The sequence below is a fragment of the Arthrobacter sp. Marseille-P9274 genome, from assembly GCF_946892675.1.
In the GTDB taxonomy this organism is placed as follows: domain Bacteria; phylum Actinomycetota; class Actinomycetes; order Actinomycetales; family Micrococcaceae; genus Crystallibacter.
In genome coordinates this window covers 160,179-177,549 of the sequence record NZ_CAMPOV010000001.1, presented here as the reverse complement: position 1 = coordinate 177,549, position 17,371 = coordinate 160,179, and the positions used below count along the sequence as shown (strand labels likewise).

The 17,371-nt window shown below is 69.8% G+C and carries 14 protein-coding genes and 1 pseudogene; 9 read left to right on the top strand and 6 right to left on the bottom strand.

Translation table 11 applies throughout. From position 1 onward, the window contains the following. Nucleotides 1-12: 12 nt before the first annotated feature. Both OC550_RS00765 and OC550_RS00760 read right to left on the bottom strand, forming a co-directional pair. On the bottom strand, nt 13-1,200 hold the full coding sequence (locus OC550_RS00765) for an FAD-dependent monooxygenase (RefSeq protein WP_262103407.1): 1,188 nt from the start codon (nt 1,198-1,200) through the stop codon (nt 13-15). A gap of 87 nt (nt 1,201-1,287) precedes the next feature. Continuing rightward, nucleotides 1,288-1,557, bottom strand: a pseudogene (locus tag OC550_RS00760) (four-helix bundle copper-binding protein); the annotation flags it as partial. Nucleotides 1,558-1,892: 335 nt separating this feature from the next. Between OC550_RS00760 and OC550_RS00755 the strand changes: the two are divergent. Beyond that, complete coding sequence (locus tag OC550_RS00755; RefSeq protein WP_262103406.1) at nt 1,893-3,446, top strand: HNH endonuclease signature motif containing protein; 1,554 nt, start codon at nt 1,893-1,895, stop codon at nt 3,444-3,446. Between the two features lie 247 nt (nt 3,447-3,693). Here the strand turns inward: OC550_RS00755 and OC550_RS00750 are convergent, their stop codons facing one another. Continuing rightward, nucleotides 3,694-4,449: a ZIP family metal transporter gene (locus OC550_RS00750; RefSeq protein WP_262103405.1), complete on the bottom strand. Its 756-nt coding sequence runs from the start codon at nt 4,447-4,449 to the stop codon at nt 3,694-3,696. A gap of 108 nt (nt 4,450-4,557) precedes the next feature. Then, nucleotides 4,558-5,538 (bottom strand): ROK family glucokinase, encoded by a 981-nt coding sequence (locus OC550_RS00745; protein ID WP_262106213.1) that lies wholly within the window; start codon nt 5,536-5,538, stop codon nt 4,558-4,560. A gap of 270 nt (nt 5,539-5,808) precedes the next feature. Between OC550_RS00745 and iolC the strand changes: the two genes are divergently transcribed. The 7 genes from iolC to OC550_RS00710 are packed head-to-tail and all read left to right on the top strand — an operon-like array spanning nt 5,809 to nt 14,096. Continuing rightward, nucleotides 5,809-6,801: a 5-dehydro-2-deoxygluconokinase gene (gene iolC, locus OC550_RS00740; RefSeq protein ID WP_262103404.1), complete on the top strand. Its 993-nt coding sequence runs from the start codon at nt 5,809-5,811 to the stop codon at nt 6,799-6,801. Continuing rightward, the gene (locus tag OC550_RS00735) at nt 6,798-7,715 is read left to right on the top strand and encodes a deoxyribose-phosphate aldolase (RefSeq protein WP_262103403.1); all 918 of its coding nucleotides are present in this window, start codon (nt 6,798-6,800) and stop codon (nt 7,713-7,715) included. The genes iolC and OC550_RS00735 overlap by 4 nt, the downstream gene beginning before the upstream one ends. A 14-nt stretch (nt 7,716-7,729) precedes the next feature. Then, a complete protein-coding gene (gene iolD, locus OC550_RS00730; protein WP_262106212.1) occupies nt 7,730-9,676 on the top strand; it encodes a 3D-(3,5/4)-trihydroxycyclohexane-1,2-dione acylhydrolase (decyclizing) in 1,947 nt (648 codons plus the stop codon). Between the two features lie 25 nt (nt 9,677-9,701). After that, the gene (locus OC550_RS00725; RefSeq protein ID WP_262103402.1) at nt 9,702-11,198 is read left to right on the top strand and encodes a CoA-acylating methylmalonate-semialdehyde dehydrogenase; all 1,497 of its coding nucleotides are present in this window, start codon (nt 9,702-9,704) and stop codon (nt 11,196-11,198) included. Nucleotides 11,199-11,239: 41 nt separating this feature from the next. Further along, nucleotides 11,240-12,160: a sugar phosphate isomerase/epimerase gene (locus OC550_RS00720; protein WP_262103401.1), complete on the top strand. Its 921-nt coding sequence runs from the start codon at nt 11,240-11,242 to the stop codon at nt 12,158-12,160. Between the two features lie 12 nt (nt 12,161-12,172). Continuing rightward, entirely contained in the window at nt 12,173-13,192 is a 1,020-nt protein-coding gene (locus OC550_RS00715) for a Gfo/Idh/MocA family protein (protein WP_262103400.1), read from the top strand. A 31-nt stretch (nt 13,193-13,223) separates the two neighbouring features. Then, a complete protein-coding gene (locus OC550_RS00710; RefSeq protein WP_262103399.1) occupies nt 13,224-14,096 on the top strand; it encodes a sugar phosphate isomerase/epimerase in 873 nt (290 codons plus the stop codon). Between the two features lie 4 nt (nt 14,097-14,100). On the opposite strand, the gene OC550_RS00705 is transcribed toward OC550_RS00710, so the two are convergent. Then, on the bottom strand, nt 14,101-14,889 hold the full coding sequence (locus OC550_RS00705) for an SDR family oxidoreductase (protein WP_262103398.1): 789 nt from the start codon (nt 14,887-14,889) through the stop codon (nt 14,101-14,103). A 2-nt stretch (nt 14,890-14,891) separates the two neighbouring features. Then, nucleotides 14,892-16,097, bottom strand: a complete 1,206-nt coding sequence (locus tag OC550_RS00700) for a phytanoyl-CoA dioxygenase family protein (protein ID WP_262103397.1) — start codon at nt 16,095-16,097, stop codon at nt 14,892-14,894. 246 nt (nt 16,098-16,343) lie between these two features. On the opposite strand from OC550_RS00700, the gene OC550_RS00695 reads away from it, so the two are divergent. Continuing rightward, entirely contained in the window at nt 16,344-17,369 is a 1,026-nt protein-coding gene (locus OC550_RS00695; RefSeq protein WP_262103396.1) for a LacI family DNA-binding transcriptional regulator, read from the top strand. The last annotated feature ends 2 nt before the right edge of the window (nt 17,370-17,371 follow it).

The window sequence follows — 17,371 nt, the reverse complement described above, 5'->3', positions numbered from 1 at the left end:
CTCCGTCCATCGTCACTTCGCGATGCTCCGCAGGAGCTGCCGGGCCACGAGACGGTCGATTCCCGGCAGCTTCGTGGCGCGGATGACCCAGCGCCGCAGCAGGCGCTGACTCCGGTTCGCGGGAAGGAACGACGACGCTGCCCGCCTGCCGGACGCCTGGGCCTGCGCCACGACCGGCTGCCATTCCCGTTCGAACTCCGCAAGGGCCGGCGCGATCCCATCGGCCGAGGCGGCTTTCCCTAGGACATCGCCTAGCAGCGCGCCGGCCGCTATGGCCAGCGAACCGCCCTGCCCGGCCAGGAGGGAGACTGCACCGCACGCGTCGCCGACGAGCACCGCCCGCCCCTTCCACCAGCGTGGCATCACGATCTGCGCCACGACGTCGTCATACGGGTCGGCGGGGCAGAGGTTTAGCAGCCGGTCGACCGCGGTGCCGAGACCGGAGAACTCGCTGCGCAGCCTGTCCCGCGGAGAGGTCGCAGCGTCCCGGCCGGCGCCGGCAGGCGGGTCGCGGTACACGAGGAACGCCGCGACCTCGTCGGTGCGGAGGCTGTAGAACCCCGCGGTCCGGCCGAGACTGTCAGTGAGGATGAACCGGCCACTGAAGCGGGCATTCAGCTCGGCCTCGGGCACGATGAAGGCGGCGGCCCGCATTCCCAGCGGGCGCAGGTACTCCGTCTCGGGACCAAAGATCCGGGCGCGGACCGCGGAGTGGATCCCGTCGGCGCCGATGACAACGTCAGCTGCGGGCAGCCGGGCCGTGGGGCCGTCCGCATCGATCCGCACCCCGTCGCCATCCATCGACACCCCTGTGACACGGGTTCCGTAGCGGAGGCGGACGCGGCCGGCGGGAACGTCGTCGAGGGCGGCCAGAGCAGCGCGTTCCATGTCCGGGCGCAGGAGGCTGAGGACCTTGCCGCCCGCGAGCCGGGCGAATTGGTCGTAGTCGAGGCGGGCCTTGACCCGCTCCTTGGCGTCAACGTACTCGGCGGCCTCCACAGGGTAGGCCATCCGGGCTAATCGCGGATACAGGCCGATCCGCTCGGAAGCCTCCAATCCGGGCCCGAAGAAGTCCATCATGTAGCCGTCCCGGCGGGGCCCGTCGGCCTTTTCCACCAGCTCGACCTCCCAGCCGGCAAGGCCGAGCTGGCGGGCGGTGACGAGGCCGGCGATGCCGGCGCCCACGACGATCGCCTTCATGACGGTCCTCCTCCCCGGGCCGGAAACGACCCCTACCCGGCACGGCCCGCGGAGCTATCTCCAGGCAGCACGCCGCCTTGCCCCGTCTCAGCCCAGGGCGGAGAGCAGATCGCTGCAGGCCTGCTCGCAGCGCCGGCAGGCCTCTGCGCAGAGGCGGCAGTGCTCGTGCATGGAGGCGTGGCGCTCGCAGTCGTCGGCGCAGGACCGGCAGGCGGTCCGGCAGGCCTCGAGGAGCGCCCGAATCGTCGCGGCGTCACCGCCGGTGCGACGGGACAGGACGTTGCCCGTGGCCGCGCAGATGTCGGCGCAGTCGAGGTCGGTGCGGATGCAGGTGACAAGGTCAGCCACCCCGTCCTCATCATAAGCAGGCTTGGCAAACGGTAAGCCGATCGGCCGGATTATTTCTGATGGCTGCGAGCAGCGGCGTCGCGGCTCGCCGCATGTGCGCGCTTAGCGGCTTTCCCGCGTTCGCGCACCAAGCGGCAGCCCATTGTTCCGCTGCTTTAGGCCCTGATTCTTGCGCCTGTCGTCTCCTGCACACAGCCGGTCTTTTGGTGCATTCGAAGGCGCCGGATTGCCAAGTGAATTGCCTCCTCGTGGCCCTGCCTCAGTCCTGGTTTTTGCCCCTTTCAGTCGTCCTACACGGCAGAGATTTATCGTGCTATCAGAACGTTTCTTCGATAGAATTAGGCATGGCGATCGCACCCCTCGAAGCGACTCAGGAAGCCACCGGCTTCCTCGCTTCGGTGCGCGACGAACTGCAGGAATTCGCCGCGATTTTCCGGCAGGAGGCCGGCCTTCAACATCCTGAGGTGCTGGCGGACTGCGTGGGCCTGTTCGAGGACCTCTCCCGGACGGTGGAGCAGCTCCAGGTCGCCGGGGCGCATTCCGTCGAGCAGCAGGGCGTGGCCACGATGACGGGCCGGGACCCGGGCGCCCCGGAGTCGAAGTCAGAGTTCCGGGACGCCGCGGACTACCTCCGGGCCCGGCTGCGGATCAGCCGGAGCGAGGCCCGGCGCCGGATCCGCGTCGGTGCCGCCACCATGCCGCGAACCCTGATCACCGGCGGCGAAACGCCGCCGAAATACGAACACCTGGCAGCCGGACTGGCAGAGTCCGACATTGGCGGCACGGCTGCCACTCTCATCCACGACACCCTCGAACGCATCCGCCCAGCAGCGGCCCCGGATGACCTGGCCGCCATGGAACACCAGCTCACCCGGCAGGCCACCGAAACCGACCCCGACACGCTGCGCATCATCGCCCGCAGCTGGGAAGCGGCCATCGACCCGGACGGGCAGGAACCCAGCGACGAACAACTCGCCGCCCGGCAGGGCGTCTTCCTCAAAGGCAAACGCCGCGGCCTGCACCGCTTCGAAATTGCCGCGACCGACGAACAATACGAACACCTCATCCAATACGAACACCTCATCACCGCCATGAACACCCACACCAACCCCCGCCTGCAGACCACCTTCGGCGAGTCTCGCGCCGCCGGCGGAACGGCAGCCGCGGCTGCCGGCCGCCTCACCACCGGGGACGGCGAAGCCGGCACCGGGCAAGACGGCACCGGGCACGACGGCGGCGGGGCCGAGGGTGGCGGGGCCGAGGGTGGGCGGCCAAATCCCGGCTGGCCGGCACCCACCCGGCCGCAACTGCTGCTCGAAGGCCTGGTCGGCTCCTGCCGGATCGCCCTGTCCACGGACAGGCTTCCCGCCAGCGGGGGCCACCGGCCGCAGGTCATGGTCACCATCGACTACCAGGACCTCATGAACGCCACCGCAGCCGGGACCGCGGGCCAGGCCGTGTTCGGCGGACTCATCACACCCCGCACCGTGCGCAAAATGGCCTGCGACGCCGACCTCATACCCATCGTGTTCGGCGGCAAAGGCGAAGTCCTCGACATCGGACGCGCCCAGCGGCTCTTCACTCCGGCCCAGCGCCGCGCCCTCGTTGCCCGGGACAAAGGCTGCGCCTTCCCCGGCTGCACCATGCCCGCGCACTGGACCGAAGCACACCACATCCGCTACTGGAAGAAACACAAAGGCCGCACCTCCGTTGCCAACGGCGTGCTCCTCTGCTCCTTCCACCACCACCTCATCCACGCCGGAGACTGGATCATCGAATCGATAGACGGGATACCGTGGTTCATCCCGCCCGCCTACACGGACCCGTCCCAAGTCCCACGACGCAACCACTACCGGTACCCGCCCAACCTCAAACGCGCCAACCAGCTGACCAGCTGACAGTTCCCGCGTCACGCCGCGCTTGGAGCCCGGCCCGGGAGAGACACGGCCGTTGCGCGCTCCCGCGGCTCTCACGGCGCTGACCGTCGTCGCCGCAACCCCTGCGCTGACCGCCGTCGCCGCAACCCCTGCGCTGACCGTCGTCGCCGCAACCGCCGCGCTGACCGCAACCGCAGACGGCGGCGGGACCGGTACCAGAAGTTGCGGCGGGAGCTGCCGGGGCCCGTCACACCTTCCGGGAGGGCGATCAGCCGCCGGCGATGTGGATCGCGAACGCCGTCACGAATCCGACGGACGCGGTGAGGCCCGTGAGCAGATGGTGCTCCTCGAACGCCTCCGGGATCATGGTGTCGGCCAGCATGGCGAGGATCGCGCCGGCCGCCAGCGCGGTGATGAAGGCGACGAGTTCCGCCGGGGCCTGGTCCAGAGCGAGGAAGCCGAGGCAGGCGGCGACGCCGCTGAGGATGGCGATGGATCCCCAGACGGTGAAGACGTAGCCGGCAGTGCGGCCGGCCTTCTTCATGCCGGCTGAGCTGGAGAGGCCCTCGGGGACGTTGGAGATGAAGACGGCGGCCAGCATGGCCGGGCTGACGGTACCGGCGCTGATCAGGCCCAGGCCGAGGACGAGGGATTCGGGAATGCCGTCGAGCAGGGCGCCGACGGCGATCGCCGTCCCGCTGCCCGGGGACTCCTGTTCGCTGGGCTGCTGGGAGCCGGAACGCTTGCGGTGCTTCGCCCCGCGGCGGGCGAGTGCGAAGTTGGCGGCGACGAAGATGCCGGCCCCCACGAGGAAACCGGCGACGGTGGCCGCGAGGCCGCCGTTGCTCTCGGCCTCGTCGACCAGCTCGAAGGCCAGTGCGGAAATCAGGACGCCGGCGCCGAAGGCCATGATGGTCGAGACGGTCTTGGCGTGGATGCGCCAGCGCCAGGAGATGGCCGCGCCGAGGACCAGGGCGGAGCCGGCGAGGGTGCCCCAGAGCAGGGCCTGCAGCCACATGGGCATGGGTGCCTCCGCTCCGGGTCCGGCCGGGCTCGGCGCGCCGGCTCAGGGTCAGCATACTGACGACGGCGGTGCACGCGGCGGAAGCGGGAAATGGTCTTTTGCCCGGTGTCAGCGCCAGGCGGTCACGCGGGACAGATCGGCCGCGCCGATGAGGCCGGCCTTCGAGCCCAGGGCGGCCCGCTCAATCGGCGCGGCGGGCCGAAAGCCCCGCCCGGTGAGGTTGCGGTTGAAGGCGCTGCGGGCGGGACCGAGCAGGAGGTCGCCGGCTTCGGACAGCCCTCCGCCGATCACGAACATCCCGGGATCCAGAGCCGCCGCGAGGTTGGCCAGGCCGAGGCCGAGCCACTCGCCGATGTCCTCGAGCAGGTTGATGCTGGCGGTGTCGCCCTCGCGGGCAAGGGCGGTGACGATGGCTCCGGTGATCCGGTCCGGGTCTCCGCCGGCGGCACGCAGCCATTCCTGGGCGACGGGAGAATTGGCCGCGGCGAGTTCGCGCGCTTCCCGGCCGACGGCGTTGCCCGAGGCGTACTGCTCCCAGCAGCCCCGGTTGCCGCATTCGCAGCGGTGGCCCTGGGGCACGATGATCTGGTGGCCGAACTCGCCGGCCACGCCCCAGTTGCCGCGTTCGATCCGCCCGTCGATGACGATGCCGCCGCCGATGCCCGTGCCGAGGGTGATGCAGACGAGCCGGTCCTGTCCCACGCCCGCGCCGAAGCGGAACTCCGCCCAGGCGGCCGCGTCGGCGTCGTTGGACACCGCCACGCGCCGGTGGAGGAGCTTCTCGAGGTTCATCCGCACCGGCTCGTTGCGCCACGCGAGGTGGGGGCTGAAGAGGACGGTGCTGCCGCTGCGGTCCATCCAGCCCGCGGCGCCGATGCCGACGGAGAGGACCTTGAATTCAGCCGAGAGATCCCGCACCAGCGAGACGATGACCTGTTCCACCTCGCGCGGGTCGTGCCCCGGGGTGTCCCGGTACAGCTCGGCCAGGATCCGCCCCTCGCCGTCGACTACGCCCGCGGCAACCTTGGTGCCGCCGATGTCGATGCCGATGGCCAGCCCGCGACGGGCGAGCCGGACCGGCAGCCGCACTCCCGGGCGCAGCAGGCTGCTCCGGACATTGCGGAAGGCGGGCGCCCTGCCCCCGGCCGCGCGCGGTTGGGAGGGGTCGTAGATTCTCATCGGTTCCATAGTAGGGGCCGGATAAGGCCGCGGCTTGCATCGATCGATCTTGTCAATATGTCAGTACAAAGGTTTGACAGGACAAAGTCCTTCAGGCAAAGTATGAATGTGGCTCGGCTCACAGCTCGCCAGGCAGGCGGCCAGGCGGCTCGCCCCGAACAGAAAGGCCGATGATCTCTAGTGGCTCACGACTTGCTTACCATGGGACGGATCAGCGTCGACATCTATCCGAATGACATCGGGGTCGGGCTGGCGGATGTCAACAGCTTCGGCAAATACCTGGGCGGTTCGCCCTCCAACGTCGCCGTCGCGGCCGCCCGGCATGGTCGGCGGTCGGCGGTCATCACCCGCACCGGCGAGGATCCGTTCGGGGAGTACCTGCACCGTGAACTGCGGAAGTTCGGGGTGGACGACGGCTTCGTGACGGCGGTGCCGGGACTGCAGACCCCCGCGACGTTCTGCGCCATCCTCCCGCCGGACGATTTCCCGCTCTATTTCTACGGTCGTTTTCCGACGGCGCCCGACCTGCAGATCGCCGCCGGCGAGCTGGACCGGGCGGCCATCCGCGACGCCGGGATCTTTTGGTCGACGGTGACCGGCCTCAGCCAGGAGCCGAGCCGCTCGGCTCACCTGGCGGCGCATGAGGCGCGGCCGCGCGAAGGTCTCCGTCCGGGGCAGTACACGGTGCTGGACCTCGACTACCGGCCGATGTTCTGGGCGTCCGAAGAGGAAGCCCGGGAACAGGTTTCGGTGATCCTGCCGCACGTCACCGTCGCTATCGGCAATGACAAGGAATGCGCGGTCGCCGTCGGCGAGGGGACTCCGGATGAACAGGCGGACCGCCTGCTGGAGGCAGGAGTGGAAATCGCCGTCGTGAAGCTGGGGCCCGACGGCGTCATGGCCAAGACCCGCACCGAGCGGGTGGTCTCCGCCCCGGTCCCCGTGGAGACCCTCAACGGGCTCGGCGCCGGGGACGCCTTCGGCGGAGCCTTCTGCCACGGACTGCTGGCCGGCTGGCCGCTGGCCGCCGTACTCGACTACGCCAACGCCTCCGGAGCGCTGGTGGCATCGCGGCTTTCGTGCGCGGATGCAATGCCGACGCCGGAAGAAGTCCACGCGCTGTTGGCCGAACGCGGCCGCGCCCTGCCCGGAACCGTGGAGGCCGTCCGATGAGCCGCTTCGACGACAACCCGCGCCGCTACGAACACTTGTCCCGGATCCGGCTCGAGGACCCGGACGCGGTCTCCCGTGCCGCCGCGGTCCGCCGGCCCCACCCCGGCCTGAAGCTCGGCGAGCAGAACTTCATCGTCGCAGCCGACCATCCCGCCCGCGGCGCGCTCGCCGTCGGGGACAATAAAACGGCGATGGCGGACCGGCGCGACCTGCTCGACCGGCTGCAGGCCGCCCTGTCGAACCCCGCCGTGGACGGCGTGCTGGCCAGCCCCGACATCATGGACGATCTGCTGCTGCTGGGTGCCCTGGAGGGCAAGCTCCTCTTCGGCTCGATGAACCGCGGCGGTCTGTCCGGCTTCGTCAACGAGATGGATGACCGGTTCACCGGCCACACCGCCGAGGCATTGGAGGCGCTCGGCGCCAACGGCGGCAAGATGCTCACCCGCATCTGCCTGGGCGACCCGGCGACGGTGGCCACGCTCGAATCGACGGCGAAGGCGATCGACAGCCTGGCCGAGCGCCGGCTGGTTGCCATGGTGGAGCCGTTCATCTCCGTGTGGGACAACGGCCGCGTGCGCAACGACCTCAGCGCCGACGCCGTCATCAAGTCCGTCGCCATCGCCTCCGGCCTCGGGTCCACCAGCGCCTACACCTGGATGAAGCTGCCGGTGGTGGGGGAGATGGAACGCGTCATGGCCGCCACCACGCTGCCCACCGTGCTCCTGGGCGGAGACCCGTCCGGCTCGCCGGAAGAAGTCTTCGCCAGCTGGGGCGCCGCCCTCAAGCTGCCCGGCGTCCAGGGCCTGACGGTCGGACGGGCCCTGCTCTACCCGAAGGAGGGGACGGTCGAGGAGGCCGTCGCCGCCGCCGCTTCTTTGCTGAACGCACACACCGGACAGGAGATCGCCAGCTGATGGCTACCCGCAGAATGACCGTCGCCCAGGCGGTCGTAGAGTTCCTGGGCAGGCAGTACCTGGTGGACAGCGTCGGCGGGGAGGACTACCGCGGGCGGTTGATTCCCGGCATGTTCGGCATTTTCGGCCACGGCAACGTCGCCGGCGTGGGCCAGGCGCTGAAGCAGTGGCAGGTCAAGGACCCCGCGCTGATGCCCTACTACCAGGGCCGGAACGAGCAGGCGCAGTCGCACCAGGCGGTCGGTTATGCCCGGCACAACCGCCGCCGCGCCACGTTCGCGGTCTCCACCTCGATCGGCCCGGGCTCGTCCAATCTGCTCACGGGCGCGGCGCTGGCCACGGCCAACCGCCTGCCGGTCCTGCTGCTGCCCTCGGACACCTTCGCCACCCGGGCCGCGGATCCGGTGCTGCAGCAGCTGGAGCGGCCCGAGGCCTACGACATCACGGTCAACGACGCCTTCCGCCCCTTGTCCAAGTACTTCGACCGGGTCAACCGTCCCGAGCAGCTGTTCTCCGCCCTGCACCACGGTTTGCGCGTGCTGACCGACCCGGCGGAGACCGGCGCCGTGACCATCTCGCTGCCGCAGGACGTGCAGGCCGAGGTCTTCGATGTGCCGGAGGAGTTCCTCGCCGAGCGGGACTGGCGGATCCGCCGCCCCGAGCCCGAGGAGCAGGACATCCGCCGCGCGGTGGAGATGATCCGCTCGGCCAGGCGCCCGCTGATCATCGCCGGCGGCGGCGTCCTCTACGCCTTCGCCAACGAGCAGTTGGCCGAGCTCGCCGAACTGACCGGCATCCCCGTGGCGTACACCCAGGCGGGCGTGGGCGTCCTGCCGTGGGACGCGCCTTACTGCCTCGGGGCCATTGGTTCCACGGGAACGACGGCGGCGAACGCCGTCGCACGCGAAGCGGACCTGATTATCGGGGTCGGGACGCGCTACGAGGACTTCACGACGGCGTCCCGCACCGCCTTCCAGAACCCGGACGTCAAATTCGTCAACATCAACGTCGCCCCGATCGACGCCTACAAGCACGGCACCAGCCTGCCGATCGTCGCCGACGCCCGGAAGGCGCTGGCGAAGCTGGCCTCGGGACTCTCGGGCTACCGCGTCGGCGCCGACCTGGCGCAGCTCGCGGCGGCGGAGAAGGACCGCTGGGACCGGACCGTGGACGAGGCCTTCGACACCCGGCACACGCCGCTGCCGAGCCAGAACGAGATCATCGGCGCGGTGAACCGCGCGATGGACGAACGCGACGTCGTCATCTGCGCCGCCGGCTCGCTGCCCGGCGACCTGCACAAGATGTGGCGGGTCCGGGACCCGTTCGGCTACCACGTGGAGTACGCCTACTCCTGCATGGGCTACGAGATTCCCGGGGGACTGGGCGTCAAGCGGGCGGCCGTCGACGAGGCGGACCGCGCAGCCGAAGGCTCCGCCGAAGCCCGGCCGCGCGACGTCGTCGTTATGGTCGGGGACGGCTCCTACCTGATGATGCACACCGAGCTGGTCACCGCCGTGGCCGAGGGCCTCAAGCTGGTCACGGTGCTCATCCAGAACCACGGGTACGCCTCCATCGGGGCGCTCTCCGAATCGCTCGGCTCGCAGCGCTTCGGCACGAAGTACCGGACCCTGGACCGCAAGCACCACACCTTCGACGACGGCGAGAAGCTTCCGATCGACCTCGCCGCCAACGCCGAATCGCTGGGGGTGCGGGTCATCCGCGTGGAGCCCGGCGAGCACGTCATCGCCGACCTGGAGGCGGCCGTGGCCAAGGCGAAGGCCGAACCCGAGGGCAGCGGCCCTGTGCTCATCCATATCGAGTCCGATCCGCTGCTCGACGCGCCGGATTCCGAGTCCTGGTGGGACGTGCCGGTCTCCGGCGCCTCCGAGCTCGAGTCCACGCAGCACGCCTACCGCACCTACACCGACCACAAGTCCCGGCAGAAGCCGCTGCTCGGCTAGACCTGCACGATCCCAAGGAGCACACATGAGCACGACCATCACCCACTTCATCAACGGTGCGGAAACCGTCGGGTCGGGGGACCGGACCCAGCCGGTCTACAACCCGGCCACCGGCGAGGCCACCGGCGAGCTGCGGCTGGCCAACCGCGCGGACATCGACGACGTCGTCGCCGCCGCCAAGGCCGCCTCCGAGACCTGGGCCGAGACCTCGCTGACCAAGCGGGTCTCGGTGCTGTTCAAGTTCCGCGAACTACTGGCGGAGAACGTGCAGGAACTGGCGAAGGTCGTCACCAGCGAGCACGGCAAGGTGGTTTCCGACGCCGCCGGCGAAGTGGGCCGCGGGCTCGAGGTCGTCGAGTACGCCTGCGGCGCGGCGCAGTCCCTGAAGGGCGAGTACTCGGACCAGGTCTCCGGCGGGATCGACGTGTTCTCCTTCCGCCAGCCGCTCGGTGTGGTCGCCGGCATCACCCCGTTCAACTTCCCGGTCATGGTGCCGCTGTGGATGTCCCCGGTGGCGATCGTGACCGGCAACGCCTTCATCCTCAAGCCCTCGGAACGGGACCCCTCGGCGAGCCTGTTCCTGGCCCGGCTGTGGAAGGAAGCCGGCCTGCCGGACGGCGTGTTCAACGTCCTGCAGGGCGACAAGGAAGCCGTGGACGGCCTGCTGACCCACCCGGACGTGGACGGCATCTCCTTCGTCGGCTCCACCCCGATCGCCCGGTACGTCTACGAGACCGGCACCCAGCACGGCAAGCGGGTGCAGGCGCTCGGCGGGGCGAAGAACCACGCCGTCGTGATGCCGGACGCCGACATGGAGCTGGCCGCGGACCACATCAACGCCGCCGCCTTCGGCTCCGCCGGCCAGCGCTGCATGGCCATCTCGGTCGCCGTGGCCGTGGGCGACGCCGCGGAGGGCCTGGTCGCCAAGCTCAAGGAACGCGCCGAAGCGGTCAAGGTCGCCAACGGCATGGAGCCGGACGCCGACATGGGCCCGGTCATCACGCCGCAGTCCAAGGCCCGGCTGCAGAAGATCGTCGGCGAGGCCCAGGAGGACGGCGCCGCGCTGGTCGTCGACGGACGGGACCTGGTGGTCAAGGACCACGAGAACGGCTTCTTCGTCGGCCCGACGGTGATCGACCACGTCCGCCGCGAGATGAGCGCCTACCGCGAGGAGATCTTCGGCCCGGTGCTCGCCGTGGTGCGGGTGGCCAGCATCGACGAGGCGCTGGAGATCATCAACTCGAACCCGTACGGCAACGGCACCGCCATCTTCACCTCGTCCGGCGCGTACGCCCGCGCGTTCACCCGCGGCGTCAAAGTCGGCATGGTCGGCGTGAACATTCCGCTGCCGGTACCGGTGGCCTGGCACTCCTTCGGCGGCTGGAAGGACTCGCTGTTCGGCGACCACCACATCTACGGCCCCGACGGCATCCGCTTCTACACCCGCGGCAAGGTCGTCACCCAGCGCTGGCCCGAACCGAAGCAGGCGTCCGGGGCGTCCTTCGCCTTCCCGTCCAACTGACCCGTCCCGCCGAACCACTCGAACTGAAAGGACCTGGAGGAATGTCCGAAGTTGAGAACAAGCTGATCATTGGCACGGCCCCCGATTCGTGGGGGGTCTGGTTCGCCGACGACCCGAAGCAGACGCCGTGGCAGCGGTTCCTCGACGAGGTGGCCGAATCCGGCTACAAGTGGATCGAGTTGGGCCCGTACGGCTACCTTCCCACGGACCCGGGCCAGCTGGCCGACGAGCTGGCCCAGCGGGACCTGAAGGTCTCCGCCGGGACCGTGTTCACCGCCTTCCATCGCGGTGTCGGCCAATGGGACGAAGCCTGGGAGCCGGCCCGCCGGGTGGCGGAGCTGACGGCCGCGGTGGGCGGAAAGCACATTGTGGTCATCCCGGCGATGTGGCGCGACGACGTGACCGGCGAGGCGGTGGAGAACGGCGAACTGACGGTGCAGCAGTGGGACGACCTGTTCAACGGGCACAACCGGCTGGGCAAGGTGCTGGCGGAGGAGTACGGACTGGCGCAGCAGTTCCACTCCCACGCCGACTCCCACGTCTGCGTGCAGCCGGACATCGAGCGGTTCCTGCAGCACACGGATCCGCAGTTGGTCACGCTCTGCCTGGACACCGGCCACGCCGAGTACGGCGGGGCCAGCAGCGTGGACCTGATCGGGAAGTACCCCGAGCGGATCGGCTACCTGCACCTGAAGCAGATCGACCCGGAGGTGCTCAAGACCGTGCGCGAGCAGAACCTGACCTGGGCCGCGGCCAACACGGCCGGCGTCATGACCGAACCGCCCAACGGCCTGCCCGACCTGTCCAAGGTGGTCGACGCCGTCGAAAGGCTGGACAAGCCGATCTTCGGCATCGTGGAGCAGGACATGTACCCGGTGGCGGACTTCGGCGTGCCGATGCCCATCGCCCAGCGCACCTGCAAGTACCTGCTCTCGTGCGGCTCCCGCACCCGCGTCCAGTAAGGAACCGACCCTATGAACCAGAACCTCCGCGTGGCCGTCATCGGGGCGGGCCGCATGGGCATCGACCACATCCAGCGGCTGCACCGCTGCATCCACGGCGCGGAAGTGGCCGCCGTCGTCGACATTGACGAGGACCGCGCCCGCGCCGCCGTCGCGGACGTCCCCGGCGCACTCGCCCTGACCGATGGTGCGGCGGCACTGGATCATCCGGACGTCAACGCCGTGCTGATCGCCACGCCGGGCTTCCTGCACGAGGAGGTCCTGCACGCGGCCCTGGCCAAGGACATCCCGATCCTGTGCGAGAAGCCGCTGACCCCGGACGCCGAGTCCTCCTGGCGCGTGGTCCAGGCCGAGGAGAAGCTGGGCCGCCAGCGGATCCAGGTCGGCTTCATGCGCCGCTACGACGCGGAGTACGCCCAGCTGGGCCGGATCATCCGCAGCGGCGAGCTGGGGGAGCTGCTGGTCCTCCACCACCAGCACCGCAACCCGACGACGCCGCCCGGTTTCACCAACGAGATGCTGATCAACGACTCGGTAGTCCACGAGTTCGACGCCGTGCGCTTCTTCACCGGCGAGGAGATCACCTCCGTGCAGGTGCGGCTGGGCAAGCGCACCCGCAACGCACCCGAGGGCCAGCACGATCCGCAGCACGTGCTGCTGGAGACGGCCTCCGGGGTGCTGGCCGACGTGGAAATCTACGTCAACGCCCAGTACGGCTACGAGGTGGCCACCCAGGCCTCCTTCGAGCAGGGCGTGGTCAGCATCGGCAACGACTCCGGACCCTACGTCCGCACCCAGGGGCGCTGGGGCGGGCAGGTGACGCCGGGCTTCGTGGAGCGCTTCGCCACGGCCTACGACGTGGAGCTGCAGGCCTGGGTCGACGCCGCACTGGAGGGCCGGATTGGGGGCCCGAGCGCCTGGGACGGCTATGCCACGGCGGCCTGCTGCGAGGCTGGGGTCGAGGCGCAGAAGACCGGCGCCAAGGTCCGGGTCCAGTTGAACGACAAGCCCGCGCTGTACAGCCAGGGCTGACAGACAAACGAACCAACGAAGGGCGCCACCGATGAAGATCGCGCTTGATCCCACCCCGTTCCACCACACCCACTCGCTGCTGGAGTTCCCGAAGCTGGCCGCGGAGCTGGGCTACAAGTACCTCCAGCTCACGCCGCACCAGGACGTTTTGCCGTTCTTCACCCACCCGAAGGCCGACGACGCGCTGGTCGCCGACCTGAAGAAGGCCTGCGCCGAGGGGGAGGTCGAAATCGCCTCGGTGCTGCCGGTGCTGCGCTGGTCGTCGCCGGACGAAAACCTCCGGGAGGCCGCCGTGCGCTACTGGAAGCGCGCGGTGCAGATCGCCGTCGACCTCGGCGTGACGCAGATGAACACCGAGTTCAGCGGCCGGCCGGAGCTACCGGAAGAGTCCGAGGCTGCGTTCTACCGCTCGATGGAGGAGCTCGTGCCGCTCTTCGAACGCGAGGGTGTCCACGTGGCCATCGACCCGCACCCGGACGACTTCGTCGAGGAAGGCCTGGCCGCATGGCGCGTCATCCGCGGCGTCAATTCGCCCAACCTCGGCTTCGTGTACGTCGCGGCGCACACCTTCCACATGAAGGACGACCCGGGGCAGATCATGGAGGCCGTGGGGGACCGGCTGCGGGTGGTCCACGTCGCCGACACCATGGACCACCATGCCTCCCACGGCCTGCGCTACATCACCAATCCGCCGGGCAACCCGGTGCGGGTGCACCAGCACCTGAAGATCGGCGACGGCGACGTGGACTGGCAGGAGTTCTTCGGCTCGCTGGCCGAGAACGGCTTCCTGGACCGGCCGGAGACCGTGATGGTTTCCAGCGTCTTCGCCGAGAACGAGCACGCCCGCGAGGTCTCGCGCTACCAGCTGGACACCATGAAGGAATTCATCGGCGGCTTCCAGTGACGGCCTAGTCGTAGGCGCCGGGAACCTGCTGGTCCCAGTCGATCACGGAGCCGGTGACCACTCCGGAGCGCTCGGAGAGCAGGAACACGACGAAGTCCGCGATCTCGTCGACCTGCCCTAGCTTGCCCATCGGCTGGGACGCGTTGGCCTGCTCGAGCCAGTCGTCGCCGGCCCCGTGGAAGCGGCGCTGGATTCCGTCCTCGCCCTCCGTCGCGGTCCAGCCGATGTTGATGCCGTTGATCCGGATCCGGTCCCAGCGGTGCGCGTGGGCGGCGTTCTTCGTCAGCCCCACCAGCCCGGCCTTGGCCGCGACGTACGGCGCCAGATAGGGCTGGCCGCCGTGCGAACTCATCGTGATGATGTTGGCGATGGCACCGGGTGCGCCGCGGCCGCGCAGGTGGGCGATGGCCTGCTGCATGAGGAAGAACGGAGCCTTCAGGTTCACGGCAATGTGGGCGTCGAAGAGTTCTACGGTGGTGTCTAGCATGGTTCCGCGTGTGGTCAGGCCGGCGGCGTTGACCAGCGCATCCACCCGGCCAAAACGTGCGACGGCGGTGTCCACCACGGTGCCGACCTGGGCGTGGTCCGCCAGGTCGGCCCGGACGAAGAACGCCGCGGTTCCGGCCGCCTCAAGGGCGTCCACCGACTGCCGTCCTTTGTCTTCGCTGCGGCCGACGACGGCGACGGCCTCCGCGCCCTGCTGCGCGGCAGCGAGGGCGATGCCGGCGCCGACCCCCTGCGTGCCGCCGCTGACCAGCAGGACCTTGCCCTTCAGCAGATCCGCAAGCGCCATGGTCAGGCGGCTCCGGTGCCGCGGCGCTGCTGCTGGGCCGCCAGTTCGGTCTCGAACGCTGCGTCGTCCAGCCCGGTTTCCAGCGCGCGCAGGACCAGCGCGGCCTGGCTCTCCGGGGCGATGCCGCCGATCGGCTGGTCCCGGTCGAGGTTGGTCGGGAACGCGTAGCCCTCGGCTGCCGCGGCGACGACGTTGCGGATCCAATCCGGGCCGGCCCCGGCGGCGACGCGCTCCCTCAGGACGGGATAGAGCGCCCTGCACATGCTGGTCCGGTCCACCGTTTCCATGGCGCGGCCGAAGGCGGACGAGACCTGCAGGAGGTTGGCCATCCGCCGGATGCCGGCGCTGCGGTTGTGGCCGGCCCCGTGGAAGAGCGCCGGATTGAAGAAGGCCGCGTCGCCCTTCTGCAGCGGCAGCTGGACCTGGTGCTGCTCGAAGTATTCGGTGAATTCCGGCTGGTGGAAGGCGACGTAGCCGGCCGGATACTTGTGCGAGTGCGGCAGGTACAGCGTCGGTCCGGACTCGACAGGCATGTCGCAGTGCGCCACCGCTCCCTGCAGGGTCAGGGCGGGGGAGAGCAGATGCACGTGAGCCGGGTAGGACTGGGCTTCCTCCAGCCCCATGAAGCCGAGGTGGTAGTCGCGGTGGGCGGTCTGCGCGGCGCCGCCGGGATTGACCACGTTGACCTGGGAGGTGACCTGGTAGTTGGGACCGAGCCAGGCCTGGGAGATGAGCGCGAGGACATCGTTGGCGTAGTAGTCCGCGAAGACGTCGGGGGCCGCGACGGCCAGCTTGTCCAGGGCGCCCCAGACCCGATCGTTGGCTCCGGGCTTCGCGAAGTGGTCCCCGGCGGCCGTGCCCCCGGACCGCTGGGCCTCGATCAGCCGGTTGAAGGCGTCCGTGGCGCGGTCGACGACGGCGGTGTCCGCGAAGGCGCGCTTGAACACCACGATGCCCGGGCCTTCGGTCAGGGCCCTCACCAGCTCCGCCTGGATCTCGCGGCGGACCTCCGGATCCGCGGCCCGCTGCTGCAGGTCCGGCCCGTAGATCAGGACGTTCCGCTCGGCTCCCGCGGCGAAGGGGTAGTCCTGGGGCCGGGTCTCCGCCTCGACGACGCGCACGAATTCGTCGAGCCGGCAGTCGGCCGTGCTGAACCACTGGACGTCCTGGCGGAGGCCGACGGTTCCGGGCTGGGCTGTGGTGGACATTGGGAACTCCTTTGTCGAGGGGGAAGGGGTAAGGAAAGCCGCGGCGTGCAGGCCGGCTGCACTGGAACCAGTCTTCTGGCCTGCCCGGGTGCCGGCAAGGGGGCAAGTACCTCAAAAACCCATCAGGCCGGAGGCCCGGCGGAACGTTGCGGACGGCCTTGCCGTGCCCCTTGCCGCCGTGCCATGCTGGCCGCATTCAGTCCGCATCCATCACGAATCCGCCAGGCCTAGACCACCGGAGGCAGCGTGGCCCATACATTCACCGTGCGTGAGATCGCGCGCCAGGCCGGCGTCAGCGACGCGACGGTCGACCGGGTGCTGCACAACCGTCCGGGCGTGCGCGCCGCGACGGCCGGCCAGGTGAAGCGGGCCATCCAGGAGCTCGAGGCGCAGCGGCAGCAGCTGGAGCTGACCGGCCGCCGGTTCATGATCGACGTCGTCGCGGACGCGCCCGCCCGGTTCCACCTCGCCGTACGGACGGCGCTGGAAGCCGAGCTGCCGCTGCTCCGGCCGGCCGTCTTCCGGGCGCGCTTCCACCTGCACGAACTCTGGAGCGCTGCCGCATGCGTCGCGCAGCTGGACCGCATCGGCTCGCAGGGCAGCCACGGCGTCGTGCTCAAGGCGCCCGACGTGCCCGAGGTCGCCGCCGCCGTCGACCGACTGCTGGCTCTCGGTATTCCGGTCGTCACGCTCGTCACGGACGTGCCCCTGAGCCGCAGGTTGGCCTACGTCGGGATCGACAACCGCTCGGCCGGGGCAACGGCCGCCTACCTGGTCTCGCAGTGGCTGCGCGGGCGGCCGGGCGCCGTCGCGGTGACGGTGAGCAATGATGCGTTCCGCGGCGAGGAGGAGCGGGAAATGGGCTTCCGCGCCGCGATGCGCAGGCTGGACCCTGAGCGGCCGGTGCTCTATCTGGACGGATCGGACGGACTGGACGACAGCGCCCGGGAGATCATGGCGCGCGCGCTCGCCCGGGAGCAGCCGCTGGCCGGCGTGTACTCGTCCGGCGGAGGCAACCGCGGGCTGCTGGCCGCGTTCGAGGCGGCGGGCCGGGAGCCCGAGGTGTTCATCGGACACGACCTGAACGCCGACAACGTTGGGCTGCTGCGGGCCGGCAGGATCAGCGCCCTGCTGCACCACGACCTGCGGCTGGACCTGAACCGGTGCTGCCGCATCCTGCTGCACCACCATGGGGCGCTGCCCGAAGATCCCGCCGGGGAAGCCTCGAAGATCGACATCATCACGCCGCACAACATACCGGCTGGACTCTAGGC

What these genes read in the sequence shown, in the direction of transcription:
- OC550_RS00765 (WP_262103407.1), bottom strand. Translation starts at nt 1,200, where the DNA reads ATGAAGGCGATCGTCGTGGGCGCCGGCATCGCCGGCCTCGTCACCGCC.
- OC550_RS00755 (WP_262103406.1), top strand. Translation starts at nt 1,893, where the DNA reads ATGGCGATCGCACCCCTCGAAGCGACTCAGGAAGCCACCGGCTTCCTC.
- OC550_RS00750 (WP_262103405.1), bottom strand. Translation starts at nt 4,449, where the DNA reads ATGCCCATGTGGCTGCAGGCCCTGCTCTGGGGCACCCTCGCCGGCTCC.
- OC550_RS00735 (WP_262103403.1), top strand. Translation starts at nt 6,798, where the DNA reads ATGAGCCGCTTCGACGACAACCCGCGCCGCTACGAACACTTGTCCCGG.
- iolD (WP_262106212.1), top strand. Translation starts at nt 7,730, where the DNA reads ATGACCGTCGCCCAGGCGGTCGTAGAGTTCCTGGGCAGGCAGTACCTG.
- OC550_RS00725 (WP_262103402.1), top strand. Translation starts at nt 9,702, where the DNA reads ATGAGCACGACCATCACCCACTTCATCAACGGTGCGGAAACCGTCGGG.
- OC550_RS00720 (WP_262103401.1), top strand. Translation starts at nt 11,240, where the DNA reads ATGTCCGAAGTTGAGAACAAGCTGATCATTGGCACGGCCCCCGATTCG.
- OC550_RS00715 (WP_262103400.1), top strand. Translation starts at nt 12,173, where the DNA reads ATGAACCAGAACCTCCGCGTGGCCGTCATCGGGGCGGGCCGCATGGGC.
- OC550_RS00710 (WP_262103399.1), top strand. Translation starts at nt 13,224, where the DNA reads ATGAAGATCGCGCTTGATCCCACCCCGTTCCACCACACCCACTCGCTG.
- OC550_RS00705 (WP_262103398.1), bottom strand. Translation starts at nt 14,889, where the DNA reads ATGGCGCTTGCGGATCTGCTGAAGGGCAAGGTCCTGCTGGTCAGCGGC.
- OC550_RS00700 (WP_262103397.1), bottom strand. Translation starts at nt 16,097, where the DNA reads ATGTCCACCACAGCCCAGCCCGGAACCGTCGGCCTCCGCCAGGACGTC.